Origin of the sequence: Methylobacterium sp. Leaf104 (assembly GCF_001422885.1) — a bacterium.
GTDB lineage: Bacteria > Pseudomonadota > Alphaproteobacteria > Rhizobiales > Beijerinckiaceae > Methylobacterium.
In genome coordinates this window covers 52,563-67,304 of record NZ_LMMZ01000039.1, presented here as the reverse complement: position 1 = coordinate 67,304, position 14,742 = coordinate 52,563, and the positions used below count along the sequence as shown (strand labels likewise).

12 protein-coding genes are annotated in these 14,742 nt (G+C 72.7%); 7 read left to right on the top strand and 5 right to left on the bottom strand.

Annotation, left to right across the window (positions count from 1 at the left end):
• The first annotated feature begins 92 nt into the window (after nt 1-92).
• Nucleotides 93-1,334, top strand: coding sequence for a TIGR03862 family flavoprotein (locus tag ASF49_RS19995; protein ID WP_056477286.1), 1,242 nt, complete (start codon nt 93-95; stop codon nt 1,332-1,334).
• Nucleotides 1,335-1,432: 98 nt separating this feature from the next.
• Here the strand turns inward: ASF49_RS19995 and ASF49_RS19990 are convergent, their stop codons facing one another.
• Nucleotides 1,433-1,702 carry a hypothetical protein gene (locus ASF49_RS19990; protein ID WP_056477283.1) on the bottom strand — a complete coding sequence of 90 codons (270 nt, stop codon included), beginning with the start codon at nt 1,700-1,702 and terminating at the stop codon, nt 1,433-1,435.
• A gap of 205 nt (nt 1,703-1,907) precedes the next feature.
• Here ASF49_RS19990 and ASF49_RS19985 point away from each other — a divergent pair, with 205 nt between their 5' ends.
• The 3 genes from ASF49_RS19985 to ASF49_RS19975 all read left to right on the top strand — a co-directional run bounded on the left by ASF49_RS19985 (nt 1,908) and on the right by ASF49_RS19975 (nt 7,155).
• Entirely contained in the window at nt 1,908-2,531 is a 624-nt protein-coding gene (locus ASF49_RS19985) for an urease accessory protein UreE (protein ID WP_056477280.1), read from the top strand.
• A gap of 51 nt (nt 2,532-2,582) precedes the next feature.
• Entirely contained in the window at nt 2,583-3,593 is a 1,011-nt protein-coding gene (gene dusA, locus ASF49_RS19980) for a tRNA dihydrouridine(20/20a) synthase DusA (protein ID WP_082511439.1), read from the top strand.
• A gap of 211 nt (nt 3,594-3,804) precedes the next feature.
• A complete protein-coding gene (locus tag ASF49_RS19975; RefSeq protein ID WP_056477277.1) occupies nt 3,805-7,155 on the top strand; it encodes an autotransporter outer membrane beta-barrel domain-containing protein in 3,351 nt (1,116 codons plus the stop codon).
• A gap of 72 nt (nt 7,156-7,227) precedes the next feature.
• Here ASF49_RS19975 and ASF49_RS19970 read toward each other — a convergent pair whose 3' ends face one another.
• Genes ASF49_RS19970 through cobS form a run of 3 tightly spaced genes read right to left on the bottom strand, consistent with a single transcriptional unit; the run spans nt 7,228 to nt 8,999 of the window.
• Nucleotides 7,228-7,917, bottom strand: a complete 690-nt coding sequence (locus ASF49_RS19970) for a retropepsin-like aspartic protease family protein (RefSeq protein ID WP_056477274.1) — start codon at nt 7,915-7,917, stop codon at nt 7,228-7,230.
• A complete protein-coding gene (locus tag ASF49_RS19965; protein ID WP_056477271.1) occupies nt 7,914-8,129 on the bottom strand; it encodes a DUF1289 domain-containing protein in 216 nt (71 codons plus the stop codon). Before ASF49_RS19965 ends, ASF49_RS19970 begins: the two co-directional genes overlap by 4 nt.
• 51 nt (nt 8,130-8,180) lie before the next feature.
• A complete protein-coding gene (gene cobS, locus ASF49_RS19960; protein ID WP_056477268.1) occupies nt 8,181-8,999 on the bottom strand; it encodes an adenosylcobinamide-GDP ribazoletransferase in 819 nt (272 codons plus the stop codon).
• A gap of 101 nt (nt 9,000-9,100) precedes the next feature.
• Here cobS and cobT point away from each other — a divergent pair, with 101 nt between their 5' ends.
• Complete coding sequence (gene cobT, locus ASF49_RS19955) at nt 9,101-10,138, top strand: nicotinate-nucleotide--dimethylbenzimidazole phosphoribosyltransferase (protein WP_056477265.1); 1,038 nt, start codon at nt 9,101-9,103, stop codon at nt 10,136-10,138.
• 5 nt (nt 10,139-10,143) lie between these two features.
• Here cobT and ASF49_RS19950 read toward each other — a convergent pair whose 3' ends face one another.
• Entirely contained in the window at nt 10,144-11,679 is a 1,536-nt protein-coding gene (locus ASF49_RS19950) for a sensor histidine kinase (protein WP_056477262.1), read from the bottom strand.
• Nucleotides 11,680-11,971: 292 nt separating this feature from the next.
• Here ASF49_RS19950 and ASF49_RS19945 point away from each other — a divergent pair, with 292 nt between their 5' ends.
• Nucleotides 11,972-12,427, top strand: coding sequence for a (2Fe-2S)-binding protein (locus ASF49_RS19945; RefSeq protein WP_056477259.1), 456 nt, complete (start codon nt 11,972-11,974; stop codon nt 12,425-12,427).
• 64 nt (nt 12,428-12,491) lie between these two features.
• The gene (locus ASF49_RS19940; protein WP_056477257.1) at nt 12,492-14,699 is read left to right on the top strand and encodes a xanthine dehydrogenase family protein molybdopterin-binding subunit; all 2,208 of its coding nucleotides are present in this window, start codon (nt 12,492-12,494) and stop codon (nt 14,697-14,699) included.
• Nucleotides 14,700-14,742: the final 43 nt, after the last annotated feature.

Below are 14,742 nucleotides of genomic sequence, written 5' to 3'. Positions count from 1 at the left end.
ATGAGGCGCAGTTGGGACTCTGAACCGGGCGAATCAAGGGCGCCGGGCCGTCGCGCTTGACAGGGCCGGCCCGCGGCGGCTTCCCAGGATGCATGACGGAAAGCGAACGCAACGGCGGCGGGGACCACGGCCCCGCCGTGATCGGCGGCGGCCCCGCCGGCCTCGCGGCCGCGGAGGTGCTGGCGCGGGCCGGCCACACCGTGACGCTCTACGACCGGATGCCGAGCGTGGGGCGCAAATTCCTCATCGCCGGGCGCGGCGGTCTCAACCTCACGCATTCCGAGCCCCTGCCGGCCTTCCTGTCGCGCTACCAGCCGGAAGGCGGAGCGCTCGCCGAGGCCATCGCGGCGTTTCCGCCCACGGCCCTTCGGGCCTGGTGCGACGACCTCGGCCAGCCGACCTTCGTCGGGTCGAGCGGCCGGGTCTTCCCCGAGGCCTTCAAGGCGTCGCCCCTCCTGCGGGCCTGGCTCCAGCGCCTCGACGGCCTGGGCGTCCGCATCCGCACCCGCCACCGCTTCATCGGCTGGTCGGATGCGGGCGGCCCGGTCTTCGAGGCCCCGACGGGACGGGTCGAGACCGCGCACCGCCCGGTGCTCCTGGCCCTGGGGGGCGCGAGCTGGCCGCGCCTCGGCTCCGACGGGACCTGGGTGCCCCTGCTGGCGCGGGCGGGCATCGCGGTGGCGCCGCTCAAACCCGCCAATGTCGGGTTCACCGTGGCGTGGTCGCCGGTCTTCGCCGAGGGCTTCGCGGGAGCGCCCCTGAAGCGGATCGCCCTCAGCCTCGACGGCGTCCGCGTACGCGGAGAGGCCATAATCAGCGCCGACGGGATCGAGGGCGGGGCGATCTACGCCCTCGCGCACCGGATCCGCGCCGCCACCGAGCGCGGTGAGGCCCGGCTGGAACTCGACCTGCGGCCCGACGTCGACGAGAGCGCGCTGGCTCGGGCGCTCAGCGACCCGAAGCCCGGTCTGTCGCTGGCCAACCGCCTGCGCAAGGCCGCGGCGCTGACGCCGGTGGGGATCGGCCTGCTGCGCGAGGCGGCGCATCCGCTGCCGGTCGCCGCCGAAGCCCTCGCGGCCCTGATCAAGGCGGTGCCGCTCCGTCTCCTGGCCCCACGGGGGCTCGACCGGGCGATCTCGACGGCGGGCGGGGTCCGCTTCGACGAACTCGACGCCGCGCACATGCTGGTGCGGCGGCCCGGCACCTTCGTGGCCGGGGAGATGCTGGACTGGGAGGCGCCGACGGGGGGCTACCTCCTCCAGGGCGCCTTCGCCTCGGGTCGGGCGGCGGCGGCGGGCATGCTGGCCTGGATGGAGCGGTCTGCCGCCCCATAAACCCGCCGCCCCATGAAAAAGGCTCCCTCTCGGGGAGAGGGAGCCTGATGGTCCTGCGAGCGCTTGCGCGGTCCTCGCGGTCCGCGCGGTGCCGGCTCTCAGCGGCAGTACACGTCGCCGTAGGCGTCGCGGTAGGTGCCGTAGGGGCAGCGTGGGGCGGTGGAGGCGCCGACGATGGCGCCGCTGGCGCCGCCGATGGCGGCACCCGCGAGGGCTCCGCCGGCGCGGCCGGTGGCGGCCCCGCCGATGGCGGCACCGGCGAGAGCGCCGAGGCCGGCGCCGCCGAGCGCGCGGTCCTGCGGCGTGTTGCAGGCGCCGACCGAGAGGGCGAGGGCACCCGCGAGGGTGGCGGCAATGAGCTTCTTCATGGTTCCGAGACTCCCTTGTGCGTCGTGAGCCGGCCTTCGGCCGTGATGTTCGTGCCGCCCGAGCTTAAGCATTCCGCGCGGGAAATGCACGCCGAACGGCCAAGGTTCCGTGCCGCCTTTCCGTTTCCTCGAAAAACCTTCTAGTGATGCGGCCATCAGGACCCAACGGGGCGGCGCCGGCCGCCCGATCCGCCGCGAGGAATCCATGCAGCGCGCCACCGCCATCGTCCGCAAGGTCGCCGTCCGCGCCGATGCGATCGTCGACACGATCGTTCTCGACCATGCCGCCCGCCAAGCCCCGCCCGAGAGCCTGACGGGGGAGGGCGGCGTGAGCCTGTCCCTCGCGCTCGGCAAGGCCGTCGCCCTGGAGGACGGCGACGCCCTGCGCCTCGAGGACGGCCGCCTCGTCGCCATCCGGGCCGCCGGGGAGCCGCTCCTCGAGGTGCGGGCCGAGAACCCGGCCCGGCTGCTGCGCCTCGCCTGGCAGCTCGGCGGCAGCCACGTGCCGGCCGAGATCGCCGCCGACGTCCTCTACGTGCCCCGCAGCGCCGCCGAGCTCGTCCGCGGCCAGGGCTGCGCCGCCAGCCCGGTGACCCGGGCCTTCAGGCCGGAGCGCGCGGCCCACGACCACAGCCAGTGCGGCCACGATCACGGGCATCACGCGCACGACCACGCGGATCACGACCATCACGGACACGACCATGCGGGCCACGATCACGGGCATTCCCATGCGGGGCATGACCATGGGCACGCCCACGGGCACGACCATGCCCACGATCACGGTGCGCACGGGCACGTGCACGGTCCGGACTGCAAGCACGACCACTGAGCGCAGCGCCCCTGCGTTGAAGCCGGTGGCGCGGACGGTTATGTCCGCCCGATGATCGCCCGCGACCTCCGCTTCTCCATCGCGCCCATGATGGACTGGACCGACCGTTATTGTCGGGCCTTCCACCGCACCCTGTCGCGGCGCGCCCGGCTCTATACCGAGATGGTCACCACCGGGGCGGTCATCCACGGCCCCCGCGACCGCCTGCTCGGCTTCTCCGCCCTGGAGCACCCGGTGGCGGTGCAGCTCGGCGGCTCGAATCCGGTCGACCTCGCCGAGGCCGCGCGGATCGCCGAGGGCTTCGGCTACGACGAGGTCAACCTCAACGTCGGCTGTCCCTCCGACCGCGTGCAGGACGGGCGCTTCGGCGCCTGCCTGATGCGCGAGCCCGCCGTGGTCGCCACCTGCGTGGACGCCATGAAGGCGGCGGTCTCGGTGCCCGTCACGGTGAAGTGCCGCATCGGCGTCGACGACCAGGATACCGAGCAAGCCCTCGACGCCCTCGCGCGGGCCGTGGTCGCGGCCGGCGTCGACGGCCTCGTGGTCCATGCCCGCAAGGCCTGGCTCCAGGGCCTGTCGCCCAAGGAGAACCGCGACGTGCCGCCCCTCGATTATCCGCGGGTGGCGCGGCTGAAGCGGGCCCATCCGGCCCTGCCCATCGCCATCAACGGCGGCATCGCCACCATCGCGGACGCGGCGGCCCATCTGGCGGACGTCGACGGCGTGATGATCGGCCGGGCCGCCTACAGCGATCCGGCGATCCTCCTCGAAGTCGATCCTGTCCTGTTCGACGAGCCCGCCCCGGCCGCGGACCCCTTCGCGGCCCTGGAGGCCTTCGAGCCGGTGCTGGCGGCCTTCCTGCAGGAGGGCGTGCGCCTGCACGCGGTGACCCGGCACATGCTCGGCCTGTTCAACGGCCGCCCGGGCGCGCGCGCCTATCGTCGCCACCTCTCGACCCTCGGCCTTCAGCCCGAGGCCGGCCTCGCGACCCTGCGCGCGGCGGCGGACCTGGTGGCCCAGGCCGAACGGCGGATGAACGCGGCCGAGGCGAGCGCGGCCTGACGGCGGTGCGGTCCGGTCCGCGCCCGGCACGACGAGAGACCTTTTATCAATATCCGGCAAAGCAACTCCGCCATAGTTGCTTGAATGCAACGAGAAGATCTCTGGAATATTGTGACTGGATTATGAACGGGCGACCGCTTCCGTTTGCCCCCATGCCTGCCACGGCTGCTCCCCGATGATTCGTGCGGGAGAGCCAGGCTCGGGGGCAGAGATGCGACTTCATCCAGGTGTTTCCCTTTCCGGCGTATCCATCGCGGCCATCGTCGCAGCCACCCTCGGCGCGACCGGTGCACGCGCCCAGTCGGCGCAGAACATCACGGCGACGGGGCTGGTCTCCGGCCTGAGCGTTCTCCCCAACTCGGCCGCCGGAATCGCCGATCTCAACGCCAACCTCGCCACCGCCCTGGCGATCAACAACGGTGCGACGCCGGAGCAGCGGCTCCGGGCGACCATCGACAACACGATCACCAGTTCCAACGGCGTCGTCGTGGCCGACGCCCTGGGTTCGCGCCTCGGCGCCCTCTACAGGGCTGCGAGCCCGACCAGCGCGGTCAATCCGGGTCCTGCCACCTTCATCCCGACCACCGAGACCTCGTTCTCGCCGAACCTGCTGCAACTGATCCGTCAGGCGAACGCGGTCTCCGGCAGCGACTCGGCCTTCGCCAAGAACTACCTGGCCAACGGAACGGTCACGGGATCGCCCTCGACCTTCATCGGCTCCCAGAACCTTCCGGCGGGCGGCGTCTTCGGAGCCTACGACCGGATCTACAACCCGCCGGCCGGCGCCAACACGGTCGGCAATGCCCGGCCGGCCCAGGCCCGCCCCGACCAGACGGCGTCGTTCACCCAGCCGAACTTCTTCGGCGTGCCGGCGAACAACACGACGGACATCGTGCCGACCCTGCGCGGCAACGCCGCCTATCCGAGCGGCCACACCACCTTCGGGCAGACCACCGCGATCCTGCTCGCCCAGCTCGTCCCCGAGCGCTTCCAGGAGGCCGTGGCGCGCGGCTCCGAATACGGCAACAGCCGCGTGGTGCTCAGCGCCCACTATCCCATGGACGTCATCGCGGGCCGCATCCTGGCGACCTACGACCTCGTCCAGCTACTGAACAACAATCCGCAATACCTGAACTACGCCGTGCCGGGATCGCTGACCACGACGAGCGATTTCCAGGCGCTCTTCAATGCCGCCCGCACGGACCTGACCGGCCTCCTCACCAGCCAATGCGGGACGACCGTCGCAGCCTGCGCCGCATCGGGCACGCCGGACCGCTTCGCCGACAAGGCCCGGACCAAAGCCGACTACACCTACCGGCTGACCTACGGCTTCGCGCCGGTGGGGCCGACCGATCTCGCCCCCGTCGTGCCCGTGGGCGCCGAAATCCTGCTCGCCACCCGCTTTCCCTATCTCACGGCCGCGCAGCGCCGCGACGTGCTCGCCACCACCGAGATCGCCTCCGGCCAGCCCCTCGACAACGGCTCGGGCTACGCCCGCCTGAACCTCTATGCCGCCGCCGACGGCTACGGCGCCTTCAACGGCCCCGTGACGGTGACGATGGACGCTTCCAAGGGCGGCTTCTCGGCCCTGGACAGCTTCGACAACGACATCGGCGGCACCGGCTCGCTGACCAAGGCCGGCACCGGCACCCTGGTGCTCACCGGCACGAACACCTACGCGGGCGGTACCACCATCGCGGGCGGCACCCTCGTCGCCTCCGCCGCCGGCCTCGGCTCGGGCGCCATCGTCGACAATGCCAGCCTGATCCTCGACCAGGCCGGGGACGCCACGCTGGCCAATGCCATCGCCGGCAGCGGGCTCCTGACCAAGGCCGGCGCGGGCAGCCTCAGCCTCACCGGCACCAGCAGCTTCAGCGGCGCCACGGGCGTGGCACAGGGTCGTCTCGCCGTGAACGGCAGCCTCGCCGGCTCGGTGGTGACGGTGGGCTCCGGCGCCAGCCTCGGCGGCACCGGCACGGTGGGCGGCCTGGTGGCCCAGACCGGCGCCGTCGTGGCGCCGGGCAACTCCATCGGCACCCTCTCGGTCGCGGGCAATGCCGGCTTCGCCCCGGGCGCGACCTTCCAGGTCGAGACCAACGCCGCCGGCCAGGCCGACCGCCTCGCGGTGGCCGGCACCGCCACCCTCACCGGCGGCACCGTCCAGGTCCAGGCTGCGGCCGGCACCTATGATCCGCGCACCGCCTACACCATCCTCACGGCGAATGGCGGCGTGCAGGGCCAGTTCGCCATCGTCACCGCCAACTTCGCCTTCCTCACCCCCACCCTGCGCTACGCCCCCGCCGCGGTCGACCTGACGCTCACGCGCAACGACCTCGCCTTCGCCCGCATCGCCCAGACCCGCAATCAGGCCGGCGTCGCCGACGCCATCCAGGCCGCCGGGGCGGGCGCCGCCCTCTACGGGCGCACCGTCGGGCTGACCACGCCCGAGGCGCGCGCCGCCTTCGGCGCGCTCACCGGCGACATCCACGCCAGCGCGGCGGGCGCCCAGTTCGAGACCGCCTACTTCGTGCGCGAGGCCCTCCTTGACCGCCTGCGCCGGGGCGCCAGCCCGGGCGCAGCCGAACTCGCCGATTACGGCACCCTGCCGGCGGCCTACACCGCCGACCTGCCGGGCCGGGCCGTCCCCGTGGCGCCAGTGCCGGTGCGCGTCCTCGACCCGCGGGTGTTCGGGCTCTGGGGCCAGGGCTTCGGCAGCTTCGGCGAGGCGCGCAGCGACGGCAACGCCGCCGGCCTGTCGCGCCAGACCTCCGGCTTCGTGCTCGGGGCGGATGTGCGGCTGGAGACGGGCTTCCGGCTGGGCGTCGCGGGCGGCTACACCGCCACCAGCCTCGACGGCACCGGGCGGCTCTCCTCCGGCACGATCGAGAGCGGCTTCGGCGGCCTCTACGGCGGCTTCGAGCAGGGGCCCGTGGCCCTGCGCCTCGGCGCCGTCTACGCCGACCAATCGAGCCGCCTGCGCCGGGCCGTGACCTTCGCGGGGTTCTCCGACAGCGACACGGCCCGCTACGGCGGCGCCACCGTGCAGGGCTTCGGCGAGCTCGGCTACCGGATCGTGCTCGGCGCGGGGCCGTCCGCGCCGGTCACCCAGGAAGATCGGCCGACGGCTCCGGTCCAGCCGGCCTATCTCGAGCCCTTCGTGGGCGGCGCCTACGTGTCGATCGGGCGCGACCGCTTCGCCGAGACGGGCGGACCGGCGGCGCTGACGGGCGCGGCGCAGACCACCGAGGTGGCGACCTCCACGGTGGGCCTGCGCGGGCAGGCCAGCCTCGACCTGGGTGGTGCCGCGCCGGTCTCGCTGCACGGGCTGGTGGGCTACCGCCGGGCCTACGGCGCCGTGGTGCCCAAGGCCCTCCTGAGCTTCGGCACGGGTCCGAGCTTCCTCGTCGCCGGCACGCCGATCAGCCGGGACGCGCTGGTGGCCGGGGCCGGCCTCGACGTGCGGGTGGCGCGCGACACCACCCTGGGCCTGGCCTATACCGGCCAGGTCGGCGAACGCGCTCAGGACCATGCCGTCAAGGGCAACTTCACCTACCGGTTCTGAACCGGTCCGACGCGCGACGGGTGTCACGACGCCGTCCTCCGGGGCGGCGTCTCGCGTTTCGGGACGGGGGTCTCAGCGGTCGCGCAGGACGAGCCGGTCGCCGCGGACCTCGAAGGAGGCGAGGCGGTCGAGGAAACTCATGCCGAGGAGATTCTCGCGCAGGGCCCCCGGCCGGCTCACCAGGGCCGGGACCCGCCGCTCGACGATGCCGCCGACTCGCAGGCTGTCGAGGAAGGCCGGGGCCGCCACGGTGACGCCGTTGGCGGTCGAGACCCGGACGCTGAACTCGGATTCCGCCGGGCGGATGCCGAGGGACGCCGCGCTCTCGGCGGTGAGGACCACGGAGCTGGCGCCGGTGTCGAACTGAAACCCCTGGGGCTGGCCGTTCACCTCGGCCCGGACGTGGAAATTGCCGTCGGCGCGCCGGGTGATCGTCACCGCTCCGTCCGCATCCGTGACCGCGCTGCCGGGCCGCACCGCCCCGAGCATCCGGTCGCCGATGATCCGCGCCTCGTTGCGATAGGCGTAGCCGGCGACCAGAGCGGCACCGAGGGCGCCCCAGACCACCAGGGCCATCAGGTTCGCGCTCATCCGGCCGCGGAACTGGTGCCAGAACCCGGCGGCCACCACCGCGAGCAGGCCCGCGCTCATGGCCAGTTGCGCGAACTGATCCGGTTCCATCCCGGCGATGCGCTGGCTGTCGTCGGACAGGAGCAGCACCGCCAGGGCGCCGCCGAGAATGACGAGTCCGACGAGAATCATGGTGCCGCCGGGCTCGCGGCGCGCGCCGGAAAGGCCCTGCGCAGGCGCGTCTCCAGCGTGGCCATCACCGCCCGGCGCTGGGGCTCCGACATCGAGCCCCACAGGGCGATCTCGTCGCGGGTGCGGCCGCAGCCCTCGCACAGGCCGGTCGAACCGTCGAGGATGCAGAGCTTCGTGCAGGGACTGGAGGGTTTGGGGCGGGGCTGGGTCATCGCCCTTGTCCATGCCAGGGCCATGGCGTCCGGATCAAGTCCGGCCGCCGCTCAGGCGGGGATGGCCGCGAGGAGGCCGACCAGGGCGGCGATCTCGGCCGCCTGCTGCGCGGCCCCGACGACGTCGCCGGTCTGCCCGCCGATCATCCGTCGCGCCAGGGCGGTGACCGCGAGGGATGCGCCGAGGCCGAGGCCGAGCATCAGGAGTAGGCCGGGCAGCGGGAGCCCGAACAGGAAGGTCGGCGCGGCGACGGCGAGCGTCAGGGCGGCGGCAATGGCTAGAGTCCCCCTGCTCGGGCGGCCGACGGCGGCGCCGGCCCCGTCAGGTCGGGCGGGCGGCAGCAGCGCCAGGGGGGCCAGGGCGGCACTGCGGGAGAGCGCGGCGGCGAGGAGCAGGGCCGGAGCGGCCAAGCCCTCGATCCGGTCGAGGAGCGTCGCCAGGGCGCCGATCCGCAGGGCCAGCGACAGCATCAGGGCGACGCCGCCATAGGCGCCGATGCGGCTGTCGCGCATGATCTCCAGGCGCCGGGCCGGCGTGGTCCCGCCGCCGAAGCCGTCGGCGACGTCGGCGAGGCCGTCCTCGTGCAGGGCTCCCGTCACCAGGACGCCCGCCGTCACCGCGAGGCCGGCGGCCAGGAAGGGTCCGAGGCCGAGGCCCCAGGCGGCGAGCAGCACCGCCGCGCCGGGCAGGCCGAGGAGGAAGCCCGCCAGGGGCAGCATCCGCGGGAGGGTGCGGAAGTCCGGAACCGCGTGCGGGTCGCCCTCGCCGGGCAGGGGCGGCACGGGCAGGCGGGAATAGAAGCGCAGGCAGCCCGCGAGGTCGTAGGCCAGGCGGGCGCCCGGAAAGGCGGCTTCGGCCTCCTCGTTCATCGCGACCCTGCCTCGCCTTCACCACCCGTGCCCGGATCGTTATAGCTCCCGCGACGGGCGGCCCGCCATCCTGGCGCCGGGCCGGCCACCGGAATTGCTTCATGACGACCGAGACGCATGCCACCGAGACGCCGTTCAGCGACATCCGCCGCCTCGTCGAGTCCCTGCCGGGTCCGGACCGGGACGCGGTGGCGATGGTGGCCGAGCGCGACGCCACCCTGACGAAGCCCGCCGGCTCCCTGGGCCGCCTCGAGCACCTCGTCTCCTGGCTCGCCGCTTGGCAGGGCAAGGGCCAGCCCACCCTCGACCGGCCCCTCGTCTGCGTCTTCGCCGGCAGCCACGGCGTCGTCGCCCACGGCGTCTCGGCTTTCCCGGCGGAAGTGAACCGCCAGATGCTCGACAACTTCGCGGCCGGCGGCGGGGCGATCAACCAGATCTGCGCCGCCTACGGCCTCGGCTTCAAGGTGTTCGACCTGGCCATCGACATGCCCACGGGCGACATCACCACCGGGGCCGCCTTCGACGAGAAGGCCTGCGTCGCCACCATGGCGTTCGGCATGGAGGCGGTGGCCGCCGGCACGGACTGCCTGGCGCTGGGCGAGATGGGCATCGGCAACACCACCGTCGCGGCGGCGATCTACGCGGCGCTCTACGGGGGCGAGGCCGCGCACTGGGTGGGGCGCGGCACGGGGGTCGACGCCGCGGGGCTCGCCCGCAAGGTCGCGGCCGTGGAGGCGGCCCTGGCGCACCATGCGGGCCATCTCGACGATCCCCTGGAGATCCTGGCGCGGCTCGGCGGCCGCGAGATCGCCGCCATGGCGGGGGCGATCCTGGCGGCCCGGCTGCAGCGCGTGCCGGTCGTCCTCGACGGCTACGTGGCGACGGCGGCCGCGGCCATCCTGCACCGCCTCGACCCGACGCTCCTCGATCACTGCCTCGCCGGGCACGTCTCGGCGGAGGGCGCGCATGCGGACGTGCTGGAGCGCCTCGGCCTCGTGCCGCTGCTGGCCCTCGGCATGCGTCTCGGCGAAGCCTCCGGCGCGGCCCTGGCCCTCGGGCTCCTCAAGGGGGCGCTCGCCTGCCACCGGGACATGGCGACCTTCGCCCAGGCCGGGGTCTCGAAGCGCAGCGCCGGCTGAGGCCCTCAGGCGGCGCGGGCGCGCTTCTCGGCGGGCGCGCCCTGCGCCTCGCCCGGCACTTCCAGGGCCGGCAGGGTCTCCATCACGCGGCTCGCGGGGAAGATCACCACGACCTCGGTCCCCTCGCGCGGCTTCGACTTCAGCTGGAAGTTGCCGCCGTGCAGGTCGACCAGGCCCTTCACGATGGGCAGGCCGAGGCCCGAGCCCTGCTCGGCCGTCTTGATCGCCAGCGAGCCCCGCCCGAAGGACGACATCACGGTGCCGATCTCGTCCTCGGGAATGCCGGGGCCGCTGTCCTTCACGCTGACATACTGGCCGCCCGACGAGGTCCAGCCGACCTTGATGGTGATCTCGCCGCCCGGCGGCGTGAACTTCACGGCGTTGGACAGGAGGTTCAGAACGATCTGGCGCAGGGCGCGCTCGTCGGCCCAGAGCCGGGGCAGGCTCCCGTCGATGAATTCGTGGATCACCTGGTTCTTGCCGCGGGCGCGCAGGCCCATCATGTGGCGGCACTCCTCGACGGCATGGCCGAGCTGGACCGCCTCCTCGTTGAGCTCGTAGCGCCCGGCCTCGATGCGCGAGAGGTCGAGGATCTCGTTGATCAGGTTGAGGAGGTGCATCCCGCTGTCGTGGATGTCGGAGGCGTATTCCTTGTACGAAGGGGCGACGTGGGCGCCGAACACCTCGTTCTTCATCACCTCGGAGAAGCCCAGGATCGCGTTGAGCGGCGTGCGCAGCTCGTGGCTCATGGTGGCGAGGAAGCGGGACTTGGCGAGGTTGGCTTCCTCGGCGCGGCGGCGGGCCTCGTCGGAATTGGCCTTGGCCTGTTCGAGCTCGCCGAAGATCGAGTCCTTCTCCGCATGGGATTGCAGCGCCTCGACCGTGGAGGCGTAGACGCGGCGCCCGAGGCCGAGGAAGAACAGCTGCGCGCCGACCACCATGGTGACCAGCATCATCGTGTTCATGTCCTGGGACACGGCGAGGAGCGACAGGGCGGCGATGCAGAGGGGCACCAGGGCCGCCCCGGCGGCGGCCGGCAGGGTCGCGGCGAGCATCGTCGCCATGGCCGCCACGATCACGAGGCCGAACAGCACGAAGGTTCGCGCCCCCGAGCCGCCGACCAGCACCATCATCGCCCAGGCGGTGCTCTGGAGGAACTCCGAGGCCATGAAGGTGCGGCGCCAGCTGCGCACCGAGACCGCGTCCGAATCCTGTGCCAGGAAGCGGCGCGTGAGGAGCTTGGCGACGGTGACGGTCGCCAGGAGGCAGAGGCCCCAGGCCGCCGCGATGGCCGGCGGCGTCCAGATCGCCGCGATGCCGGCGACCGCCAGGCCGAGCAGGGCCAGGGGAATGACCGCTCCCGAGCGATACTGCGCGTAGACCCGGATCAGCTCGTAGTCGAAGGCGCGTTCCAGCCCGCTCGTCGAGGTGAGCTTTTCCCGGGCCGAGCGCATGTCGCGCGCGACCTCGCGCCGGCGGGCCGCCTCCTGGGCGGACGGGCCACGGCCGCGCTGAATCATCTCGGCAGTCAGGTCGGTCATCACCGTCTTGAGGAGTCGGAGGAGGCGTCGTGGTCGGGATCGGGACCGCCGAGAGGCCGGGATACAACCGCTTCGAGACTGCGCCGGATTTGTTAAGAAGCGCCTGCCGGAACCGAGCGGATTGTCGGAATCCGGGTCATGCGCCCCGGCCGTGAACACGAATTCGCGCGGTTCCGCCACGGCACCGTTCCGCTGTGCGCGGAGGGCATCCGGTCTGCCAGGGTGTGCTTCCGCACATGGTTACGCAGCGGCAACGATTAGCGTCGTTCCAAACTGCGATCGGGAGGCCGGGATGCTGAAACTCACCGTCAACGGGGTCTCCCACGAGGTCGATGCGGACCCGGAGATGCCGCTCCTCTGGGCCTTGCGCGACCACCTCAACCAGACCGGCACCAAGTATGGCTGCGGCATCGCCCAGTGCGGCGCCTGCACGGTCCATCTCGACGGTCAGCCCGTCCGCGCCTGCCAGACCCGCATCGGGGATATCGGCACGGCCAAGATCACCACCATCGAGGGTGTCTCCGGCAAGGTCGCCGAGGCGGTGCGCACCGCCTGGCGCGGCCTCGACGTCGTCCAGTGCGGCTACTGCCAGTCCGGCCAGATCATGTCGGCGATCGGGCTCCTGTCCGAGAACCCGAAGCCGACCGATGCCGACATCGACGGCGCCATGGACGGCAACGTCTGCCGCTGCGGCACGTACCAGCGCATCCGCGCGGCGATCCACGAGGCGGCGCGAACCCTCGCCTAAGCCCCGGCCCGTCCCGCAACGACCCCCTGATTGTCTGAATCGCGCGTCTGAACTGGAGCCACCCATGCTGAAGGTCCGTCAGGCCACCCCGCCCGTGCCATCCCGCCGCGCCTTCCTGGGCGGCGCCACCGTGGCCGCCGGGGCGCTCGTCATCGGCTTCACCCTCGATCCGGCGAAGTTCGCCCAGGCCGCCGCCGGCCCCGACCTCTCGGGCCTGCCGCCGATGCCGAACGCCTTCGTGCGGATCGCCGCCGACGACACCGTGACGGTGGTGATCAAGCACCTCGACATGGGCCAGGGCAACACGACCGGGCTGGCCACCATCCTGGCCGACGAACTCGACGCGGACTGGGCCACCATCCGCACGACCTTCGCGCCGGCCGATGCCACGCTCTACAACAACTTCGCCTTCGGCCCCGTCCAGGGCACCGGCGGCTCCACCGCCATCGCCAATTCCTGGGTCCAGTTGCGCAAGGCCGGCGCGGCCGCCCGCGCCATGCTGGTGGCGGCCGCCGCCGAGCGGTGGAAGGTCCCGGCCTCCGAGATCACCGTCGAATCCGGCACGGTGCGCCACGCGGCCTCGAGCCGGCAGGCCCGCTTCGGCGAACTGGCCGAAGCCGCCGCCGCCCAGCCGGTGCCGAAGGAACCGCGCCTCAAGGAGGCGAGCGCGTTCACCCTCATCGGCAAGAAGGTGCCGCGCGTCGATTCGGCGGCCAAGACCGACGGCACGGCGATCTACTCCCTCGACATTCGCCGCCCCGGACAGCTGACCGCGGTGGTGGCCCATTCGCCGCGCTTCGGCGGCACCGTGAAGAGCGTCGACGACAAGGCCGCCCGCGCGGTGGCGGGCGTGGTCGACGTGGTGACGATCCCCACCGGCGTCGCCGTCCTCGCCAAGGATACCTGGTCGGCCATGAAGGGCCGGGACGCGCTCAAGGTCACCTGGGACGACAGCGCGGCCGAGACGCGCTCGTCCGACGCGATCCTGGCCGATCACCGGAAGCGCCTCGAGACGCCGGGCCTCGTCGCCTCGAAGAAGGGCGATGCAGCGAACGCGATCGCCGGCTCGGCCAAGGTGCTGGAGGCCGAGTTCACCTTCCCCTACCTCGCCCACGCGGCGATGGAGCCCCTCAACGCCACCATCGAGAAGGCCTCTGACGGCACCTACGACGTCTTCGCCGGCTGCCAGCTCCAGACGATCGAGCAGGCGGTGGTGGCCGCCAATCTCGGCGTGACGACGGACAAGGTCCGGCTGCACACGCAATGGGCCGGCGGCTCCTTCGGCCGGCGCGCGACGCCGAGCGCCGACTACTTCGCCGAGACCGCCTCGATCGTCCGCGCCACCGGCGGCAAGGCGCCCATCCACCTCGTCTGGACCCGCGAGGACGACATGGCCGGCGGCTTCTACCGGCCGATGGTGGTCCACCGCCTGCGCGCCGGCCTCGACGCCAAGGGCGGGATCACCGGCTGGGAACACCGGACCATCGGCAAGTCGATCATGATCGGCACCGCCTTCGAGACCATGATCGTGAAGGAGGGCATCGACGCGACCACCGTCGAGGGCGCCTCGGACACGCCCTACGCGCTGCCCGCCTACCGCTTCGAGGTCCATAACGCCCGCGAGGGCGTACCAGTGCTGTGGTGGCGCTCGGTCGGCCACACCCACACCGCCCAGGCGATGGAAGTGTTCATCGACGAGCTCGCCCATGCGGCCGGCGCCGATCCGGTCGCCTACCGCCTCGGGCTGCTCGGGGGCGCCCCGCGCCTCTCCGCCACCCTGAAGCTCGCCGCCGAGAAGGCCGGCTGGGATCCGAAGAAGGCGGCCGACAAGAACCGCGGCCTGGGCGTCGCGGCGCACGAATCCTTCGGCTCCTACGTCGCCATGGTGGCGGACGTGACCGCCGAGGACGCCAAGGTGAAGGTGAACCGCATCGTGGCCGCGGTGGATGTCGGCGTCGCGGTCAACCCCGACGTGATCCGCGCCCAGGTCGAGGGCGCCGTGGGCTTCGCCCTGTCCTCGGTCCTGCGCAACAAGATCACGCTCAAGGATGGCGTGGTGCAGGAGAAGAACTTCGACGCCTACGAGCCGACCCGCATGAGCGAGATGCCGGTGGTCGAGGTCCACATCGTGCCCTCCACCGCCGCGCCCACCGGCATCGGCGAGCCTGGCGTCCCGGTGATCGCCCCGGCGATCTCGAACGCGATCTTCGCCGCCACCGGCCAGCGCCTGCGCTCGCTGCCCCTCGACCTCAGCGGCCTCAAGGGCGCCTGAGCCGGAGCGACGACGCGGCCCCTCGTCCGAAGCGCGGGCGCCG